The 20,260-nt window shown below is 64.3% G+C and carries 16 protein-coding genes; 7 read left to right on the forward strand and 9 right to left on the reverse strand.

The features are described from left to right. Positions 1 to 20 precede the first annotated feature (20 nt). From trmA to KW821_RS15510, 4 genes are all read left to right on the forward strand, one after another. On the forward strand, positions 21 to 1,127 hold the full coding sequence (gene trmA, locus KW821_RS15495) for a tRNA (uridine(54)-C5)-methyltransferase TrmA (RefSeq protein ID WP_218292067.1): 1,107 nt from the start codon (positions 21 to 23) through the stop codon (positions 1,125 to 1,127). Positions 1,128 to 1,261: 134 nt separating this feature from the next. Then, positions 1,262 to 1,966 carry a two-component system response regulator RstA gene (gene rstA, locus KW821_RS15500; protein ID WP_218292068.1) on the forward strand — a complete coding sequence of 235 codons (705 nt, stop codon included), beginning with the start codon at positions 1,262 to 1,264 and terminating at the stop codon, positions 1,964 to 1,966. 63 nt (positions 1,967 to 2,029) lie between these two features. Further along, positions 2,030 to 3,355 (forward strand): two-component system sensor histidine kinase RstB, encoded by a 1,326-nt coding sequence (rstB, locus tag KW821_RS15505; protein ID WP_218292069.1) that lies wholly within the window; start codon positions 2,030 to 2,032, stop codon positions 3,353 to 3,355. Positions 3,356 to 3,409: 54 nt separating this feature from the next. Further along, positions 3,410 to 3,613, forward strand: a complete 204-nt coding sequence (locus KW821_RS15510) for a hypothetical protein (protein WP_218292070.1) — start codon at positions 3,410 to 3,412, stop codon at positions 3,611 to 3,613. Between the two features lie 94 nt (positions 3,614 to 3,707). Here KW821_RS15510 and KW821_RS15515 read toward each other — a convergent pair whose 3' ends face one another. From KW821_RS15515 to rpmE, 3 genes are all read right to left on the reverse strand, one after another. After that, positions 3,708 to 4,952, reverse strand: coding sequence for a malic enzyme-like NAD(P)-binding protein (locus tag KW821_RS15515; protein ID WP_218292071.1), 1,245 nt, complete (start codon positions 4,950 to 4,952; stop codon positions 3,708 to 3,710). Positions 4,953 to 5,130: 178 nt separating this feature from the next. Then, entirely contained in the window at positions 5,131 to 6,564 is a 1,434-nt protein-coding gene (locus tag KW821_RS15520) for a DUF2867 domain-containing protein (RefSeq protein WP_042654479.1), read from the reverse strand. A gap of 116 nt (positions 6,565 to 6,680) precedes the next feature. Next, positions 6,681 to 6,896 (reverse strand): 50S ribosomal protein L31, encoded by a 216-nt coding sequence (gene rpmE / locus KW821_RS15525; RefSeq protein ID WP_042654428.1) that lies wholly within the window; start codon positions 6,894 to 6,896, stop codon positions 6,681 to 6,683. Between the two features lie 147 nt (positions 6,897 to 7,043). Between rpmE and priA the strand changes: the two genes are divergently transcribed. After that, entirely contained in the window at positions 7,044 to 9,251 is a 2,208-nt protein-coding gene (gene priA / locus KW821_RS15530; RefSeq protein WP_218292072.1) for a primosomal protein N', read from the forward strand. 75 nt (positions 9,252 to 9,326) lie between these two features. On the opposite strand, the gene ompA is transcribed toward priA, so the two are convergent. Further along, on the reverse strand, positions 9,327 to 10,448 hold the full coding sequence (ompA, locus tag KW821_RS15535) for a porin OmpA (RefSeq protein WP_218292073.1): 1,122 nt from the start codon (positions 10,446 to 10,448) through the stop codon (positions 9,327 to 9,329). A gap of 501 nt (positions 10,449 to 10,949) precedes the next feature. Between ompA and KW821_RS15540 the strand changes: the two genes are divergently transcribed. Then, positions 10,950 to 11,825: a DMT family transporter gene (locus tag KW821_RS15540; RefSeq protein WP_218292074.1), complete on the forward strand. Its 876-nt coding sequence runs from the start codon at positions 10,950 to 10,952 to the stop codon at positions 11,823 to 11,825. A 39-nt stretch (positions 11,826 to 11,864) separates the two neighbouring features. Here the strand turns inward: KW821_RS15540 and ilvA are convergent, their stop codons facing one another. The 5 genes from ilvA to ilvG all read right to left on the reverse strand — a co-directional run bounded on the left by ilvA (position 11,865) and on the right by ilvG (position 18,334). Further along, entirely contained in the window at positions 11,865 to 13,403 is a 1,539-nt protein-coding gene (gene ilvA, locus KW821_RS15545; RefSeq protein ID WP_218292075.1) for a threonine ammonia-lyase, biosynthetic, read from the reverse strand. 104 nt (positions 13,404 to 13,507) lie between these two features. Continuing rightward, positions 13,508 to 15,349 (reverse strand): dihydroxy-acid dehydratase, encoded by a 1,842-nt coding sequence (gene ilvD, locus KW821_RS15550; RefSeq protein WP_218292076.1) that lies wholly within the window; start codon positions 15,347 to 15,349, stop codon positions 13,508 to 13,510. 148 nt (positions 15,350 to 15,497) lie between these two features. Next, positions 15,498 to 16,430: a branched-chain amino acid transaminase gene (locus KW821_RS15555; RefSeq protein ID WP_218292077.1), complete on the reverse strand. Its 933-nt coding sequence runs from the start codon at positions 16,428 to 16,430 to the stop codon at positions 15,498 to 15,500. A gap of 12 nt (positions 16,431 to 16,442) precedes the next feature. After that, positions 16,443 to 16,691: an acetolactate synthase 2 small subunit gene (ilvM, locus tag KW821_RS15560; RefSeq protein WP_033129032.1), complete on the reverse strand. Its 249-nt coding sequence runs from the start codon at positions 16,689 to 16,691 to the stop codon at positions 16,443 to 16,445. Next, positions 16,688 to 18,334 (reverse strand): acetolactate synthase 2 catalytic subunit, encoded by a 1,647-nt coding sequence (gene ilvG / locus KW821_RS15565; RefSeq protein WP_218292078.1) that lies wholly within the window; start codon positions 18,332 to 18,334, stop codon positions 16,688 to 16,690. The genes ilvM and ilvG overlap by 4 nt, the downstream gene beginning before the upstream one ends. 383 nt (positions 18,335 to 18,717) lie before the next feature. On the opposite strand from ilvG, the gene KW821_RS15570 reads away from it, so the two are divergent. After that, the gene (locus KW821_RS15570; RefSeq protein ID WP_218292079.1) at positions 18,718 to 20,232 is read left to right on the forward strand and encodes a YifB family Mg chelatase-like AAA ATPase; all 1,515 of its coding nucleotides are present in this window, start codon (positions 18,718 to 18,720) and stop codon (positions 20,230 to 20,232) included. Positions 20,233 to 20,260 lie beyond the last annotated feature (28 nt).

Here is a 20,260-nt window from a genome sequence, read left to right on the forward strand (position 1 = left end):
CCGGTGCATGCGAGGTATCAATGACCCAATCCCAGCGGACTCCCGCCGACTACCAGGCCCAGCTCGACGAGAAGAGCGCCCGCCTCATCGAGCTGTTCGCCGCTTGCAATCCGCCCGCGCTGGAGGTGCATGCCTCGCCCGCCGAGCACTACCGGATGCGCGCCGAGTTCCGCATCTGGCACGAGGGAGATGACCTCTTCCACTGCATGTATGCCCCGGCCACCAAGGAGATCATCCGGGTCGACCTGTTCCCCACCGCCAGCCGCCTCATCAACCAGCTGATGCCGGTGCTGCTCGAGGGCCTGCGCCCGCACCCGGTGCTGCGCAAGAAGCTGTTCCAGATCGATTACCTCTCCACCCTCTCCGGCCAGCTCTGCGTCAGCCTGCTCTACCACCGCCGGCTCGAGGCCGAGTGGCAGCCCGTGGCCGAGGCGCTGCAGGCCGAGCTGCGCGCCAAGGGCTTCGATCTGCGACTGATCGGCCGCGCCCACAAGCAGAAGATCTGCCTGGGGGAGGAGTTCGTCATCGAGCGGCTGACGGTGCAGGGCCGCCAACTCATCTATCAGCAGGTGGAGAACAGCTTCACCCAGCCCAACGCCGAGATTAACCAGCAGATGCTGGGCTGGGCGCTGGACGTGACCAGGGGGAGCGAGGGTGACCTGCTGGAGCTCTACTGCGGCAACGGCAACTTCTCCATCGCCCTGGCCCAGAACTTCCGCAAGGTGCTGGCCACCGAGATCGCCAAGCCGAGCGTGGATTCCGCCCAGTTCAACATCGCCGCCAACGGGGTGGACAACGTCATCATACTGCGCATGTCGGCGGAGGAGTTCACCATGGCGATGCGCGGCGAGCGGGAGTTCAACCGCCTCAAGGGGGTCGATCTCGCGAGCTACCAGTGCAACACCATCTTCGTCGACCCGCCCCGTGCCGGGCTCGACGACGCCACGGTCAAGCTGGTGCAGGAGTACGACAACATCCTCTACATCTCCTGCAACCCCGAGACCCTGCAGGCCAACATGCAGGTCCTCGGCGAGACCCACGAGATCGCCCGCTTCGCGCTGTTCGACCAGTTCCCCTGGACCCATCATATGGAAGCCGGGGTCTACTTGAAGCGCAAGGCGAGTTAACACAGGCGGCAGCAACCAATATGACGACAGGGCCCAAGGGCCCTGTTTGATTATTTATCCCGGTGCAGAGAGCGGGGGGAGCCGTTATGCTGGCGGCACGCGCATCCGCGCCATTGCCGGGGTGTCACGCCACCATGCCACGCGTTCTCTTTGTTGAAGATGATTCCGAGATAGGCCAGCTCATCAGCAGCTGGCTGGGCCGCCACGATATCGAGGTCCTGCTGGAGACCCGAGGCGATCTGGCGCTGGCCAGAGTCCTGGCCGAGCAGCCGGATCTGGTGCTGCTCGACATCATGCTGCCGGGTCAGGACGGGCTCTCCCTGTGCCGGGATCTGCGGCCGCGCTTCCAGGGCCCCATCGTCATGCTCACCTCGCTCGACAGCGACATGAACCAGATCCTCAGCCTGGAGCTGGGGGCCAACGACTACATCCTCAAGACCACGCCACCGCCCGTGCTGCTGGCCCGGCTGCGGGTCCAGTTCCGCCAGCAGGGGGCGCCGGCCGCGGCCGTGCCCAGCGCGCCGCCCCAGCGCCTGCAGTTCGGCCGCCTGCAGATCGACGGCCCGGGCCGGGACGTGCGGCTGGCTGGCACCAGCATCCCGCTCTCCACCGCCGACTTCGATCTGCTGTGGGAGCTGGCCTGCCATGCCGGCCAGATCCTGGGGCGGGAGGCGCTGTTTCGCAGCCTGCGGGGGCGCGACTACGACGGCCAGGATCGCAGCATGGACGTCGCCATCTCCCGCCTGCGGCGCCGGCTGGGGGATGACCCCAACAACCCGACCCGGATCAAGACGGTGCGCCAGAAGGGTTATCTGCTGGTCCCCCAGGCCTGGGACTGATCGAGCGCCTGGCGGCCCAGTGCCGACGGCCAGCCCCCACTTCTGCCCACAGGGAGAGCGCCAATGCGTCGCCTGTTTATCCAGTTCTACCTGTTGCTGATCGGCTGCTTCGGCCTCGCCATCCTGCTGATCGGCCTGGTCTATCAGGTCAGCGCCGAGCGGGCCGGTGACCGCTATCTTGAACACATGATGCAAGGCTCCCTTGGCCTGCTCACCGGCGAGCTGGCACGGCTGCCGGCCGAGCACTGGCCCGCCCGCATGGCGGAGCAGAGCCGTCAGCTCAACCTGCCGCTGCAGATAGGCCCCCTCGCCAACCAGCCGCTGGCCAGCGACGATCAGGCCTTCCTCGAGGCGGGCAACATCGTCATCGTCGAGGAGGACGACACCTTCCTGCAGCGCATTCCCAAGACCGATCAGGTGCTGATCGTCGGCCCGGTGCCCTATCTCTCCTACCTGCACGAGCTGCACTGGGTCGATGTGGGCCTGCTGCTGCTCATCGGCCTCTCCCTCGGCCTGCCCATCCTGCTCTGGCTGCGGCCCCACTGGCGCGGCCTGCAGCAGCTGGAGCAGACCGCGCGCCGGGTCGGCGACGGCGATCTCTCCAGCCGCACCGGCCTGCCCACTGGCAGCAGCCTGGCCAGGGTCGGCCGCACCTTCGATCAGATGGCCGAGCAGTTGCAGGCCATGCTGGCCAGCCGCAAGCAGCTGACCGACGCCATCGCCCACGAGCTGCGCACCCCCCTGGTCAGGCTGCGCTACCGGCTCGCCATGCTGGAGCCACCGCCGAGCGAGGCGGATCGGCAGGGGCTGGAGCGCGACCTCGGGGCGCTGGACTCCCTCATCGAGGAGATGCTCACCTACGCCCGCCTCGATCGCCCGTCCCTGCCGCTGCAGTGCAGCGCGCTGGAGCTGGGTGGCTGGGCCCGGGAACGGCTGGGGGACTGGCAGGCCCTGCGGCCGGACAAGCGACTCGACTTCGCTATCCCCCCGGGGCCCCTGCCCTGGCGGGGGGATGCCAGGCTGCTGGAGCGGGCGCTGGAGAACCTCATCGGCAATGCCCTGCGCCACGCGGCCGGCCGGGTGAGCCTGAGCATGGCGCGGCAACAGGATGACTATCTGCTGATGGTGAGCGACGACGGCCCCGGCATAGAGCCCGCACTCGCGCCCCAGATCTTCGAGCCCTTCGTGCGGCTGGATCAGAGCCGGGACAGGCGCACCGGCGGGGCCGGGCTCGGGCTCGCCATAGTGCGCAGCATAGCCCGCCACCACGGCGGCGAGGTGCAGCTGCTGCCTGCGGCGAGCGGCACCTGCTTCTGCCTGCGGCTGCCGGTACATTTGGATACAAACCGTCACCAGCCACTCACTGAAGCGGATCGGGAACAGCCCTAGGATGAAGCCATGGAGAAAAGCTCCATACCATCAACCCGAACGAGGAACTGGAATATGAACAAGCTGATCCCCCTGAGTCTGGCCGCTGTCTTCGCCCTGACCTCCGGCTTCACCATGGCCGCCACCGCCACCCCGGCGACGCCGGCCACCCATGCGACTCAGACCAAGGTCGTGAAAAAACACCACCACAAGGCAGCCCACACCGCCGTCGCGCCTACCGCCAAGGCCAAACCCACGGCTGCTGCACCCAAGGCCTGATAACAACAGTTTGGCTTTGCCTTAACGAGAAGGGGCCCCATCACGGGGCCCCTTCTGTTGTTACCGCTGGCGAGCCTGGGGCACGATCCGCGATTCAGTCCAGCATGTAGTCCGCCGGCAACGCGACGCGCGCCACCCCCGACTCGACCGCGGCCAGCGCCACGGCGCGGGCCACCCGCGGCAACAGGCGGGCATCCATCGGCTTGGGAATGACGTAATCCTTGCCGAAGCTCAGCTCGCTCACCCCGGCGGCAGTCAGCACCTCGGCCGGCACCGGCTCCTTGACCAGGCCGCGAATGGCCTCCACCGCGGCGATCTTCATGGCATCGTTGATGCGGCTGGCGCGGGCGTCCAGCGCGCCGCGGAAGATGAAGGGGAAGCAGAGCACGTTGTTGATCTGGTTCGGATAATCGGAGCGGCCCGTGCCCATGATGAGGTCATCGCGCACCGAGTGCGCCAGCGACGGCTTGATCTCGGGATCCGGGTTGGAGCAGGCGAAGATCACCGGGCGCGGCGCCATCAGGGCCACCGCCTCGGCCGGCAGCACGTCCGGGCCCGAGACGCCGACGAACACATCGGCCCCCTCGATCGCCTCCATCAGGGTGCGCAGTGGGGTGTCGTTGGCGAAGCGTTGCTTGTACTGGTTCAGGTCGGTGCGACCGCTGTGGATCACCCCCTGCCGATCCAGCATGAAGATGTGCTCGGGGCGGGCGCCGCACTTGATCAGCAGATCCATGCAGGCGGTGGCGGCCGCGCCGGCGCCCATGCAGACGATGCGGCTCTGCTCGATGCGCTTGCCCTGCACTTCCAGCGCGTTGAGCAGGCCGGCGGCGGTGACGATGGCGGTGCCGTGTTGATCATCGTGGAACACCGGGATGTCGCAACGGGCGATCAGCGCCTGCTCGATCTCGAAGCACTCCGGCGCCTTGATGTCTTCCAGGTTGATACCACCGAAGGTGTCGGCGATGGCCGCCACAGTGTCGATGAACTGCGCGCTGGTCTCGTGCTTGACCTCGATGTCGATGGCGTCGATGCCGGCGAAGCGCTTGAACAGCAGGGCCTTGCCCTCCATCACCGGCTTGGAGGCCAGCGGGCCCAGATTGCCCAGCCCCAGGATGGCGGTGCCGTTGGAGATGACGGCCACCAGATTGCCCTTGCCGGTGTAGCGGTAGGCATCTTCCGGGTTGGCGGCGATCTCGCGCACCGGCTCGGCGACGCCCGGGCTGTAGGCCAGCGCCAGATCATGGGCGGTTTCGGCAGGCTTGGTGAGGGCGATGGCAATCTTGCCGGGAACGGGCTGGGCGTGGTAATCGAGCGCTTGCTGACGCAGATCGGACATGGGGGACCCCGATACGGAAATGAATGTAGTGGTGCATGGCTCGCCGACGGCGAGGGCTGGGGATCATAAAGAAAACCAGCGGGCTTTCACAGTAGAAAATATTGCCACGAGCCACTGACATGCCAGTTATTAGCATGTCACACCAGCTACAAATACCTATTTAGTTATAGATATGGTTTCAGTCCATCACGGGTATGCCGGCCCGCGCCTCCGCCTGACGGGCGATGGCCTCCGTCATCCCCTGGAAGATGAACAGGTGGAACGGCAGCATGGCGAGCCAGTAGGCCAGTCCCCAGGCGCCCTGCGGATGCCAGTGGGCGGTCACCTTGAGCCGGGTCAGGCCGGACTCCTCCGGCAAGATGTTGAACTCCAGCCGCCCCACCCCGGGGGCCTTCATGTTGAACAGCAGATCCAGCCTGCGCCCCTCGTCCACCCCGAGGATCTGCCAGGAGTCCAGCATGTCCCCCTTCACGAAGCGATCCGGGTTGGTGCGGCCGCGGGTGCGGGCCGGGCCACCGATCAGGTGATCCATCCACTCGCGCACCACCCACAGCTCGTTCATGTAGAAGTAGCGCTGCTCGCCCCCCAGCTGCTGCAGCACCTGCCACACCACCTCAGGGCCGGCGAGGCAGACCGCCTCCCCGCTGGCGGTGCGATCATAGAAACCGTATTCGGGATGGCGCCAGCGCAGGCCCAGCGGCGTCTCCTCCCCCTGCTGCTCGGCCCCTAGCCTCTGCTCCAGCGCCAGGGTCTCGGTCAGCGCCTCGTCGAAGCTGAGCAGGGTCTGGGGCAGCAGGCTCTGCAGTTGGCCCCCCTCGGCCGGGATATCGTGCTTGAGGCCGCCCACCAGCGCCTTGGCCACCGGCTGGGGCACCGAGGTGGCAAATTGCAGCCACCAGGCGGAGAGCCTGGGGCTCAGGAAGGGGATGGGGATGACCGGGAAGCGCTTGCCGATATGGGCGGCGAACTTCTGCAACTGCTGCTGATAGCTGAGCAGCTCGGGGCCCACGGCGTTCAGCACCAGGCCATCCACCCCCTCGGCCTCCACCAGCCCGCCCAGGTAGTGCAGCAGGTTGGACAAGGCGATGGGCGGCGTGCGGGAGCGCACCCACTTGGGGGTGACCATCATCGGCAGGTTGAACACCAGATCCCGCATCACCTCGAAGGCGGCGGAGCCTGGCCCTATGATGATGCCGGCCCGCAGCTCCACCGTCGGCACCCCCGCCTCGCGAAACAGCTCGCCACAATGGCGGCGGGAGTTGAGGTGGCGGCTGTTGCAGCGCTCCGGCTGGATGGCGCCCAGATAGATGATGCGGCGCACCCCGGCGGCGCGGGCGGCGGCGGCGAAGTTCTTCACCCCCTGCTGCTCCAGCCGGTGGAAACCCGCGCCGGCACCCATGGCGTGCACCAGATAGAAGACGGTGTCGACCCCGGCCAGGGCGGGCAGCAGGGTGATGGGCTTGAGGCTGTCGGCGAGGCGAAACTCGACCCCCTCCGGCAGCCGGCAGGGGCGGCGGGCCCCGGCGATGACCCGGTAGCCCAGCGTTTGCAGGTGGGGCACCAGATAAGATCCGATATAACCGGCCGCCCCCATCACCAGACATGTGCGCATCTGTTCTTCTCCCATGATTGAGCCAACACCATAGGGCAAACCGCTTCAATACAGAACGCCAACCAATAAAAAAGGCGCCCGATGGGCGCCTTTTTCAGAATTCTTCAGAAGTAAGATTACTTCTTGGCAGTCAGACCACCGAAACGCTTGTTGAACTTGTCTACGCGGCCGCCGCTAGAAACTTCTTTCTGCTTGCCGGTATAGAACGGGTGGCACGCGGAACACACGTCCAGGCTCAGATCTTTACCCAGGGTAGAGAAAGTGTTGATGACGTTACCGCAAGAGCACTTGGCGGTGATGGCGACGTACTCAGGATGGATATTAGCTTTCATGGACAACCTCGATTATCAGGCCGTGTCGCCATCCGATCTCTTGTCGGACACCACACGATTGTTGAACACAGTTTCAAAGGCTGCGAATAATATAGGAAATGCCTGAGTTCAGGCAAGTGGCTTCGCAGAAAAAATAGGCAACCCCTGGTGGATTCATCGCAAACGCTTGATCTGGTTCGTGTCGCTGTGCCGGTACCCTTACGCCGTCATTTCGACTATCTCTCCCCCTTGCCCCTGCCTGCGCCCGGTTGTCGGGTCGAGATCCCCTTCGGCCCCCAGACCCTGGTCGGCCTGGTGGTGGCCCATCCTGGCGAGAGTCAGGTGCCCCGCGCCAAGCTCAAACCCATCAAACGGGTGCTGGACAGCGCGCCTGTGCTGGGCCCGGACATACTGGCGTTGATGGAGTGGAGTGCCAACTACTACCAGCATCCGCTGGGCGAGGTGCTGCCCCACGCCCTGCCGGCGCTGGTGCGCAAGGGCGAGCCCGCCGCCTACCGGGAGCTGGAGTTCTGGTTTGCCACCGAAGCCGGGATGGCGATCGATCTCAACGAGCTCAAGCGCGCCGCCAAGCAGCAGCAGGCCCTGGCCCTGCTGCGCAAGGGGCCGCAGACCCCCTCCGCGCTCAAGCAGGAGGAGATCCAGAGTGCGGCGCTCACCGCGCTGGAGAAGAAGGGGCTGCTGGAGAGACGCAGCCTGGAGCCGAGTCATGAGGGGGACTGGGCGAGCCGGTTCGAGGCGGGTGAGGGGCTGCGCCTCAACGGCGAGCAGGCGCTGGCGGTCTCCGCCATCACCAGTCAGGGCGACCAGTTCGGCGCCTTCCTGCTGGACGGCATCACCGGCTCCGGCAAGACCGAGGTGTACTTAAGCATCCTCGAGCCCCTGCTCAGGGCGGGCAAGCAGGCGCTGGTGATGGTGCCGGAGATAGGCCTCACCCCCCAGACCATCAACCGCTTCCGGCGCCGCTTCCAGGTGCCCGTGGTGGCGATGAACTCCGCCATGAACGATCGGGAGCGGCTCGATGCCTGGCTCGCCTGCCGCGATGGCGGCGCCGCCATCCTGATCGGCACCCGCTCCGCGGTGTTCACCCCGTTCAAGGATCTCGGCATCATCATCATCGACGAGGAGCACGACGGCTCCTTCAAGCAGCAGGACGGTTTCCGCTACCACGCCCGGGATCTCGCGGTGATGCGGGCCCATCGCGCCGGCATCCCCATCCTGCTCGGCTCGGCCACCCCCTCGCTGGAGACGCTGCACAACGCCAAGAGCGGCAAGTATCACCACCTCAGCCTGACGCGGCGCGCCGGCAACGCCCAGACCGCCCGCCAGGTGATCCTCGACATCAAGAGCGTGCGGCTGCAGGCCGGGCTCTCCCCCCAGCTGGAGCAGCTGATGGCGGAGCACCTGGCGGCCGGCAACCAGGTGATGCTGTTTCTCAACCGCCGCGGCTATGCCCCGTCGCTTATCTGCCACCAGTGCGGCTGGAGCGCCGCCTGCGAACGCTGCGACGCTTGGTACACCTGGCATCAGGCCGGGCGCCGGCTGCACTGCCACCACTGCGACAGCATACGCCCGCTGCCCCACCACTGCCCGGAGTGCGGCAGCAACGAGCTGATCGGTTCCGGGGTCGGCACAGAACAGCTTGAGCAGCTGCTCACCACCGTTTTCCCCCAGTACCCTGTGGTCCGTATCGACCGGGACAACACCCGCCGTAAAGGCGAGCTGGAGACCCATCTCGGCGACATCAAGGCGGGCAAGTACAAGATCCTGATCGGCACCCAGATGCTGGCCAAGGGCCACCACTTCCCGGATGTGACTCTAGTCGGCCTGCTGGACGTGGATGGCGCCCTGTTCAGCGCCGATTTTCGCGCCGCCGAGAAGCTGGCCCAACTCTACACCCAGGTGGCCGGCCGCGCCGGTCGTGCCAGCAAACCAGGGCTGGTGGTGCTGCAGAGCCACCACCCTGAGCACGCCCTGCTGCAGGATCTGACCCAGAACGGCTACGGTCACTTCGCCGACACCGCGCTGAAAGAGCGCCGCCTGCTGGGGCTGCCGCCGTTCAGCTATCAGGGGCTGTTCCGGGCCGAGGCCAACGGCCGCGACGAGGTGCAGCTGTTCCTCGGCCGGCTCGCCGAGACTCTGCGCAGCGCCCAGTATCCCCATGTGCAGGTGCTGGGGCCCATCAGCGGCTTCATGGAGCGCAAGGCGGGCAAGTTCAGGATGCAACTGCTGGTGCAGGGGCCTAACCGGGCCCCCTTGGCGCAGCTGCTGGATTGGGCGGTCAAGGAGCTGGACGGCTGGCCCGAGACCAAGAAGGTGCGCTGGAGCCTGGATATAGACCCCACCGAGTTGAACTAAGTTGAACCAGGTGCGGGCGAACCGACAGATACAACAAGGGGGCCTGCGCCCCCTTGTTGTATCTGCAGCAGCCCCTTATTGCGCGGGCTGGGAGACCCCCTCCAGCCGCACCTCGACCCGGCGATCCGGCGCCAGACAGGCGATCAGCGCCTGCCTCGACTGCTCGCCACAGCTGCCCCCGGTCACCGGGGACGACTCTCCGCGCCCCTCTGCCCGCACCTTGTCGGCAAACAGTCCCTTGGCGACCAGATAGTCGGCCACGCTGCGGGCACGTTGCTCAGACAGGGACTGGTTGTAGGCGTCGGACCCCAGCCTGTCGGTATGACCGATCACGGTCGCGACCCCGTCTTTCGGGTTGGCGGCCACTATCTGGGCGAACAGGCTATCCAGCGCCTGGCTCGCCTCGGGTCTCAGGGTCGCCTTGTTGAACTCGAACAATACGTCCGAGTTCAGGCTGAACTGCTTCTCGACCAGCACGGGCGCCACGACAGCGGCGGGGGGTGGGGTCGGGGCCACGGGTTCGTCGCCGATCTGGTTGAAGTGATAGACCATGCCGACCGCCAGCAGGCCGTTGTCCAGCTCTATGCCGGACTCATCGAGCGAGGTCTTGCCGAGCGGAGTGGTGTACTGGTATTCGAGGCGGGCGGACCAATCCTTGTCGATGGCATATTCCAGACCGAGTGCGCCGACGAAGGCGGCGCCGTGATACTTGCCGCCACCCGACTCGGTGAGGTTGCTGGTGCCATCGTTGGCCCAGGCGCTGATGGAGCTATCGGTCCAGGCATAGGCGCCCCCCAGCCGGCCATAGATGTCCAGGGTCTCGGTCGCCGGGAAGCCGATCTTCATGGTGGCCTGGATCATCTGCGCCTTGGCCTCCCCATCCAGTCCCGCCTCGACCCCGTTGCTGCTGAAGCGCTGATCGACCTGATACTTGCCGAGCCAGTCATACCCCAGCTCGACGGCCACATTCCTGTTGACCTGATAGCCCACGAAGGCGCCAAGGCCGAGATCGCTGTGATCCTGGCCGGGATCGAAGGTATCGAGCACCTCCTTGACCTGATCGTCGTAATCCACCCCGTAAAAATTGGACCAACCGGCCTTGCCACCGGCATACCAGGTGTTGTCTTGCGGCGCGGCCTGCAGCGCCCCCGTAGCCATCAGACCGCCGATCAGGACGGCGAGCGTAGATTTGTTCATGGATGAGCCCCTGCAATGAATTGTTATGACGCGCTGGCGTCTCTCTTCCCTGACGAGGCCCAGAACCCAAGCCTCACACTGAGATTATCCCATCTGTCACTAGCCTCAAATGACAAAACTCTCGGGAGTGTGAGCTCGCTTACATTCTGAGACCAAGGCGGCCTTCTTCCTGATATTCAAGGAAATAGACCCCATTCGCCCAGTACCCTGTCGTCCTTTGATCATGGCTGCATTGCATATGCCAGACCATAATCAAATCCGTTTGACCCCCATCAATCGTTCGGATAACATCCAAATAATAATGATGTTATCCGCATAGGAATGTCTCGATGTATTTATGACAAGGGGCATTTGATGGGATACGCCTGCCAAAGACAAATACCAATAAATGTCTAGTGATTGGTTCCGTGCCTCGTACGCGCCCAAGACCGCAGAATAAATATGACTCACTCAGCGGTGAAACTGTATTACACCATGAATCGATAACAGGCACCTGGACACATGAACTATCTGGAACGATTAGCTCCTATTTTATTTTTATTGATGTGGAGTAGTGGTGCCATCTTCGTCAAGATGGGATTGGAGAACGCATCTGTGTGGTCCTTCCTGACCCTTAGGGCTACAGGTGCATTTCTACTGATGGGGATGATCTATCTCTGTTTTAAAATAAAGAGTAAAACAAAATTAACACCAAGCATACTTGCCAGAGTGGTGGTAACAGGCCTCCTGTTGCAAGTCTTCTACCAAGCCTTTTATTTCTTGTCCATTCGTTATGAACTCTCGCCGGGTCTGGTCTCCATCGTCCTCGGTTTGCAACCCATTCTGACCATATTGCTCGGTGGAGATAAGGCATCACCCTATAAACTACTGATTCTTATGATCGGCTTCTCAGGCCTGGGACTTGCGATCTTTGGAGCCAAAGATGTCAGTCATGTCACTCCCTTGGGTGTTATCTTTGCGCTCCTCTCGGTAATGGCAATCAGCATAGGTTCTCTCTGCCAGAAGACGATCCCCATAACGCCACTGGAGTCAGGCATGATCCAGAATGGTTGTGCCTCCATCGTCTTCGTAGCCACTTCCCTCGTTATCGGATGGCATGTGAACTGGACCCCAAACTTCGTCTTCTCCTTATCATGGATGATAGTGGTCGTTTCCACCGGGGCCGTATTACTGTTGTTCTATATGATCCAGAGAAACTCGGCAAGCAAGGTCAGCGTCCTCTTCTATCTGGTGCCAATATTAACCATGCTCTTTGATTTCATTGCTTTCGATACTGAAATTACAACAACAACTATTATGGGGGCACTAATAGTCATCGCCTCTATCAAGCTATTCAATCTACCAACTCGGCGCACATCTGAAAAAGTGCTCTCGTGAAAATATAAAAGAGGGAAGTTGATACTTCCCTCTTTTTAATCACTTCATGCGTTCATCGCCACTCGCCAGGAACAGCCGGTAGGCGGGATCGTCGCTCACCTCCTTCCAGCCGTAGCCAATCTCGTGCAGGTAGTCGTGGAAGGCGGCCACGTCCTCGTCCGGCAGCTCGAAGGCACAGAGCACCCGTCCATAGTCGGCACCGTGGTTGCGGTAGTGGAACAGGCTGATGTTCCAGCGACAGCCGAGGGTCTCCAGGAAGCGCATCAGAGCGCCCGGTTGCTCCGGAAACTTGAAGCTGTAGAGCCGTTCACCGAGGGGCCGGGCCGGGCGGCCGCCAATCATGTAGCGCACGTGGTTCTTGGCCAGCTCGCTCTCTGTCATGTTGACCACGGGGTAACCGTTGCCACCAAGTTGATCGATGATCTGGCCGAGCTCCTCGTCGCCGCCGGTGAGGCGCACCGACACGAACAGCGAGGCCTGCACGGCATCCGCGTAGCGATAGTTGAACTCGGTCACCATGCGTGGCCCGAGCTGGCGGCAGAAGTCGAGGAAGGCCCCCTTGCGCTCGGGGATGCTCACCGCCAGCATGCCCTCGCGCTTCTCGCCGATCTCGCAGCGCTCCGACACGTAGCGCAGGCTGTGGAAGTTGACGTTGGCGCCGGACAGTATGGCCGCCATCCGGCCGCCCTTGACCTGCTCCCGCTCGCTGTAGGCCTTGAGCCCCGCCAGCGACAGTGCACCCGACGGCTCGGCGATGGCGCGGCAGTCGTCGAAGATGTCCTTCAAGGCGGCGCAGATCTGGTCGTTGGAGACGGTCACCACCTCGTCCAGATACTGGTTGCACAGGCGGAAGGTCTCCTCGCCGATGCGCCTGACCGCCACCCCGTCCGCAAACAGCGAGACCCGCTCCAGGTTGACCGGCTCGCCGGCCGCCAGCGCGGCCTTGAGGCAGGCGGAACCCTCGGCTTCAACCCCGATCACCTTCACGTCCGGCAGCAGCTGCTTGATGTAGACCGCCACCCCGGCGGCCAGGCCGCCGCCCCCCACCGGCACGAACACGTGGGTGAGGTGGGTGTCCTGCTCCAGTAGCTCCTTGCCGATGGTGCCCTGGCCCGCGATCACCTCAACGTCGTCGAACGGCGGTATCAGGGTGTAGCCCTCCAGTTCGGCGAGGCGGCGACTCTCGCCGTAGGCCTCGTCGAAGCTGTTGCCAAACAGCATGACGTTGCCGCCCAGCCGGCGCACCGCATCGATCTTGATGTCCGGTGTGGTCTTGGGCATCACTATGATGGCCTTGATGCCGAGCTTGGCCGCCGACAGCGCCACCCCCTGGGCGTGGTTGCCAGCAGAGGCGGCGATGACACCGTGATCCTTCTGCTCCTGGGTCAGGGTGGCGATCTTGTGATAGGCACCGCGCAGCTTGAAGGAGTGCACCGGCTGCAAGTCTTCCCGCTTGAGGGAGACCTGGTTGCCGAGCCGCTCGGAGAGCTTCTTGAGGGTCTGCAGAGGCGTCACCCGCGCCGCCTCGTAGACGGGGGAGAGCAACACCTTGCGTAGATAATCTGCCGCTGAAACCATGTCCTATTCCTCCAGCTTGCTGAGATCGCGCCACACCAATCCCTTGTCGGCGCAGGAGGAGGCGAGCAGCACTTTGCATGAATGATGTGTCATCACTTTCATGGTCACTCCTCCAGCTTGCTGAGGTCGCGCACCGCGCCCTTGTCGGCGCTGGTGGCGAGCATGGCGTAGGCACGCAGGGCATAGGAGACCTGACGCTGACGGTTCAGCGGCTTCCAGCCACGGGCCTCGACGGCGGCGCGGCGCGTGGCCAGCACGCTGTCGGCGACTTCCAGCACCATGCTGCGGGCCGGGATGTTGATGTTGATGATGTCGCCATCTTCCACCAGGCCTATGGTGCCGCCGGAGGCCGCCTCGGGGGAGACGTGACCGATGGAGAGGCCCGAGGTGCCGCCGGAGAAGCGGCCGTCGGTGATCAGTGCGCACGCCTTGCCGAGCCCCATGGATTTGAGATAGGTGGTGGGGTAGAGCATCTCCTGCATACCGGGGCCACCCTTGGGCCCTTCGTAGCGGATCACCACCACCTCACCGGCCTGCACAGTGCCATCCAGGATGCCGGCCACCGCCGTGTCCTGGCTCTCGAACACCCGGGCCGGGCCGCGGAAGCAGAGGTTCTCTTCATCCACCCCGGCGGTCTTGACGATGGCGCCGTTCAGGGCGAGGTTACCGGAGAGCACGGCCAGGCCGCCTTCCAGGCTGTAGGCGTTGTCCAGCGAGCGGATGCAGCCCTCGGCGCGGTCCAGGTCCAGCTCGGGCCAGCGGCAGCTCTGGCTGAACGCCTTGGTGGTGCGGATCCCGGCCGGGCCGGCGCGGTAGAAGTCGTGCACCGCCTTGTCATCACAGCGGCTGACGTCGTACTGCTCCAGCAGCTCGTGCAAGCTGGTGCCGAGCACGTTGCGGGTATCGCCGTGCACCAGCCCGGCCTTCTCCAGCTGGCCCAGGATGGCGACCACGCCACCGGCGCGGTGCACGTCTTCCATGTGGTACTTCTGGGTGGAAGGCGCGACCTTGCACAGCTGGGGCACCCGGCGGGACATGCGATCGATGTCGGTCATGGTGAAGTCCACCCCGGCCTCCTGGGCCGCCGCCAGCAGGTGCAGCACGGTATTGGTGGAGCCGCCCATGGCGATGTCCAGCGCCATGGCGTTCTCGAACGCCGCCTTGGTGGCGATGTTGCGCGGCAGGGCGCTCTCGTCATCCTGCAGGTAGTAGCGGTTGGCCAAAGCGACGATGCGCTGACCGGCCAGCTTGAACAGCTGCTCCCGATCGGAGTGAGTCGCCAGCATGGAGCCGTTGCCCGGCTGGGAGAGGCCCAGGGCCTCGGTCAGACAGTTCATGGAGTTGGCGGTGAACATGCCGGAGCAGGAGCCGCAGGTGGGACAGGCGCTGCGCTCTATCTGATCGCTCTGGGCGTCGGACACCTTGGGATCGGCACCCTGGATCATGGCGTCCACCAGATCCAGCTTGATGATCTGATCCGACAGCTTGGTCTTGCCCGCCTCCATGGGGCCGCCGGAGACGAAGATCACCGGGATGTTGATGCGCAAGGCGGCCATCAGCATCCCCGGGGTGATCTTGTCGCAGTTGGAGATGCAGACCATGGCGTCGGCGCAGTGGGCGTTGACCATGTACTCCACGGAGTCGGCGATCAATTCGCGGGAGGGCAGCGAATAGAGCATGCCGCCGTGGCCCATGGCGATGCCGTCATCCACGGCTATGGTGTTGAATTCCTTGGCGACGCCACCGGCCGCCTCGATCTCCCGGGCCACCAGCTGGCCGAGATCCTTGAGGTGCACGTGACCGGGCACGAACTGGGTGAAGGAGTTGACCACGGCGATGATGGGCTTGCCGAAATCCTGGTCGGTCATGCCGGTGGCGCGCCAGAGGGCACGGGCCCCGGCCATGTTACGTCCGTGGGTGGTGGTGGCGGATCTCAACTTCGGCATTGTCTCTACTCCCTGAATACATGAGCCCGGTTGGGCAAATTAGTGATGCAAAACTGTCACTGCAAATCGGTTGTGGCAAGGGACCTGCCCTTGCCACAACCGGCTCTTGTCTGAGAGCGGGCGACGGATTGCCCGCTCGCTCCTTCAATCAGTCGTTGACCGGGGTCAGCCAACCCCACTTGTCCTCGGTCTGGCCGTTGAACAGGCCGAAGAAGGCATTTTGCAGCCGCTCGGTCACGGGGCCACGGCTCCCGGCCCCGACTTTCATCCGATCCACCGATCGCACCGGGGTCACCTCGGCGGCGGTGCCGGTCATAAATATCTCGTCTGCCACATACAGGGCTTCGCGCGGCAGCGCCTGCTCACGCACCTCATAACCCAGATCTTTGGCCAGCGTCATTATGGTGTCGCGGGTGATGCCGGGCAGGATGGCGGCGGTGGCGGGCGGGGTGAACAGCACACCGTTCTTCACCAGGAACAGGTTCTCCCCGGCCCCCTCGCTCAGATAGCCGTTCACGTCCAGCGCCAGCCCCTCGGCGAAGCCGTTGCGCTTGGCCTCCCGGCTGATCAGCTGGGATGAGAGATAGTTGCCGCCGGCCTTGGCACCGGTGGGGATGGTGTTGGGCGCGAGCCGGCTCCAGGAGGTGACGCACACATCCACCCCGTTTTTGAGCCCCTCCTCACCGAGGTAGGCGCCCCAGGGCAGCGCGGCGACCATGAGATCCGCCTTGGCATCCAGCGGCGGATGCAGCCCAAGCCCCACGTTGCCGACAAAGGCCAGCGGGCGCAGATAGCCGCTCTTGAGGCCGTTCTCGCGCACCACGGTGCGGCAGGCGTCATTCACCTCGGCCTCGCTGTAGGGCACGTCCATCCAGTAGATCTTGGCGGAGTCGAACAGGCGACGGGTGTGCTCCTGCAGGCGGAAGATGCAGGTCCCCTTGGGGGTGTCGTAGGCACGCACCCCCTCGAACACCGAGGAGCCGTAGTGCAGTGCGTGGCTCATGACGTGGACCTGGGCATCTTGCCAGGGCACCAGTTTGCCGTTGAACCAGATGTATTGAGGATGGGAAGGCTGTGACATTGGCTTTGCTCCTTAAGCGCTGATCCGGGGCTGCTGTTCCAGTGCATCGACCCGGGAGACGTCCACCAGCTTGACCAGCTGGCTCCACAACTGCTGGATGGGACGCACCGACTCGACAGTAACCGTGATCCGCAGCTGTTGGCAATCCTGCTCCATATTGAGGGCGCAGAGCGCGAAGCCGCGGTGGCGCACCACCCGCAGCACCCGTTCCATCACTTCGGGTCTCGGCTGGGCGTGAATATGCAATGTGTGCTGGTTCATGGGCGTTGCTCCATCATCTTGTGGTTGGCGACTCCTGGTGGCACCAGGGGCCAGACGTTTTCTTCCTCTGAAATCGCGACATGCAGCAGGTAGGCGCTCTCGCTCGCCAGCAGACGGCCCAGCGCCGGCGCTATCTCCGCCTTGCAGCTGATGGTCTCGCCGGGGATGCCGAACGCGGCGGCCAGGGCGATGAAGTCCGGGTTGTCCGAGAGTATGGTCTCGCTGTAGCGGCCGTCGAAGAACAGCTCCTGCCACTGGCGCACCATGCCGAGACGCTGGTTGTCGATCAGCACCATTTTCACCTTGAGCTGGGCGCGGCGTATGGTGCCGAGCTCCTGCACGTTCATCATGAAGGAGCCGTCACCGCTCACCAGCACCACCTCGTCATCCGGCCGCGACATCTTGGCGCCGATGGCGGCGGGCAGGCCGAAGCCCATGGTGCCGAGGCCGGCGCTGGAGAGATGGTTGCGCGGGCTGGTGAAACGCATGTGCTGGGCCACCCACATCTGGTGCTGGCCCACGTCGCAGGCCACCACGCTGCTCTTGGGCAGGCGCTCGGACAGCTGCTTGAGCAGGGCCGGGGCATAGATGGGTTGGCCGGGATGGTCGTAGCGAAACGCATATTCCCGTGCCATGGCGGCGCAGTGCTCACGCCAGGGGGCGATGTCGAGGGCCATGGCCAGCGCCGGCAGCACCAGCCTCAGATCCGTGGTGATGCCCACTTCGGCGGCGCGGCGCTTGCCGAACTCGGCGGCGTCCACGTCCAGGTGGACCACCCTGGCGTGGGGGGCGAACTCGTCCAGCTTGCCGGTCACCCGATCATCGAAACGGGCGCCCACCACCAGCAGCAGATCACACTGCTGCACCGCGTAGTTGGCGGCCTTGGTGCCGTGCATGCCGAGCATGCCGAGATAGACGGGGCTGTCGGGATCCAGCGCCCCTATCCCCTTGAGGGTGGTGACCGCCGGCATGCCGCTGGTGGCGGCAAACTCGCGCAGCTCGGCCTCGGCATTGGCCATGCCGACCCCACCCCCGACGTAGAGCACGGGGCGCTCGGCGGCCGCCAGCAGGGCGCGGGCGGCGCCGATCTCGGCCGGGTTGAGGGCCTCCGGCTCCGCCACCGCAAACAGCGGGCTCAGGGTGGGCACGGCGGCCAGCTGGATATCCTTGGGGAAATCGATGAGCACAGGACCGGGGCGGCCTTCGGTAGCGATGGCGAAGGCTTCGGCCAGCACCCGCCCCAGATCGGCGGGGTCGGTGACCATGAAGGAGTGCTTGGTGCAGGAGAGCGACATGCCGAGCACGTCCACCTCCTGGAAGGCATCGGTGCCCACGGCGGCGCAGGCTACCTGGCCGCTGATGGCCACCAGCGGCACCGAGTCGAGCAGCGCCTCCGCCAGCCCGGTCACCAGATTGGTGGCGCCCGGGCCCGAGGTGGCGATGCAGACCCCCACCCGGCCGGAGGCGCGGGCATAGCCCACCGCCGCCATGGCGGCACCCTGCTCGTGGCGGCAGAGCTGATGGGCCAGACCACCGTCATACAGGGCATCGTAGACCGGCATGATGGCCCCGCCCGGGTAACCAAACACCTGGGTCACACCCTGTTTCTTGAGAGCCTGTACCAAAAACTGCGCGCCGTTCATGTGGAAATCCTGTCCTTTGGTCGAAAAAAAACCCCCGAGCCGTGAGGCTCGGGGGTCGCTTGTTTCGTTCTGTCCGGTGGTGGGTCTATCCCTTGTTCCGTGCAGCTAAACGAGCCCCGAGCGGTGAGATAATAATCACCACTAGGACCACAATAATGCTGACGAAACGGGAGGCCATGTTCATAGTTACAACCGGAAATCCTGTGAAATAGGGGCGGTTTGCACCGCGAATGGCTATTAGAACTAGCACGGTGATTTTTATTGGGCAAGCGTTTTTTAGCTGACAAGACTCTGATTTCAAGCGCGCCGACGGCCTCTGACTGGCACAAAAAACTAATAAAAAACGGTTAACCAGCACATACATCAAACCAAGGACGGGATTTATGTCATTAGCTGTGGTTTATAGCCGTGCCAGCCTGGGGATCGCGGCGCCGCAAGTCACGGTGGAAGTCCATTTATCCAACGGGCTGCCCGCCTTCAACATGGTGGGATTACCGGAAACTTCGGTGAAGGAGTCGCGGGATAGGGTGCGCAGCGCCCTGCTCAACGGCAACTTCGAGTTCCCGAGCAAGCACATCACGGTCAACCTGGCCCCCGCCGACCTGCCCAAGGAGGGGGGCCGTTTCGATCTGGCCATCGCCATCGGCATTCTCGCCGCTTCCAAGCAGATACCGGCAAAATACCTGCTTGATCATGAATTTTTGGGGGAGCTAGCCCTGACCGGCGAGATCCGCCCCGTGCTCGGGGTCTTGCCCGCCGTGCTCGCCTGCCGCGATGCGGGCCGCACCCTGCTGGTGCCGCGGGAAAACGGCCCCGAGGCCTCCCTCATCCAGGATGCGGAGGTGCGTACCGCCCACCAGCTGCTGGCGGTGACCGCCTGGCTGGCGGGCCAGTATGAGCTGCCGCTGCCGGAGCCCCAGAGCACGGAGACACTGCCCGACGTGCCGGATCTGCAGGACGTGATCGGCCAGTCCCAGGCCAAGCGGGCGCTGGAGATCGCCGCCGCCGGCAGCCACAATCTGCTGTTCATAGGCCCCCCCGGCACCGGCAAGAGCATGCTGGCGAGCCGCCTGCCCGGCATACTGCCGCCGCTGAGCGAGCAGGAGGCGCAGCAGACCGCCGCCATCCACTCCATCGGCGGACTCACTCCCCGGGTCGGCCACTGGCATCACAGGCCCTATCGCACGCCCCATCACAGCGCCTCGGCGGTGGCCCTGGTGGGGGGTGGCAGCCACCCGAGACCCGGCGAGATCTCGCTGGCCCACAACGGAGTGCTGTTTCTCGACGAGCTGCCGGAGTTCGAGCGCAAGGTGCTCGACTCCCTGCGCGAGCCGCTGGAGACCGGCCACATCACCATCAGCCGGGCCGCGCGCCAGGTGGACTTTCCCGCCCGCTTCCAGCTGGTGGGCGCCATGAATCCCAGCCCTTGTGGCCACTATGGGGACGGCCAGACCCGCTCCAGCCCGGATCAGATCCTGCGCTATCTCGGCAAGCTCTCCGGCCCTTTCCTGGATCGCTTCGATCTGACGGTGGAGGTGCCGCTGCTGCCCAAGGGCAGCCTTACCGGCAAGGCGGAGCGCGGTGAATCCAGCCGTCAGATCCGGGAGCGGGTGCTGGCGGCGCGGGAGCGGATGCTGAGCCGCAATGGCAAGCTCAATAACCTGCTGGATAGCCGCGAGATCGAAGATATTTGCCGACTATCGCCGCAAGATGCCGAGTTTCTGGAGAGCGCCATCCAGAAGCTGGGGCTCAGCATCCGGGCCTGGCACCGCATACTGAGGGTGTCGCGCACCATAGCGGATCTGGCAGGCCGGCCCGCCATCGAGAAGGAACACCTGATCGAGGCGCTCGGCTACAGGGCCATGGATCGGCTGCTCTCCCGCCTGCGCAGCGGCTGAATGACTGGGATTATGGAAAAGTGAGTCC

The organism is Aeromonas sp. sif2416 (genome assembly GCF_019218665.1).
In the GTDB taxonomy this organism is placed as follows: Bacteria; Pseudomonadota; Gammaproteobacteria; order Enterobacterales; family Aeromonadaceae; genus Aeromonas; species Aeromonas encheleia.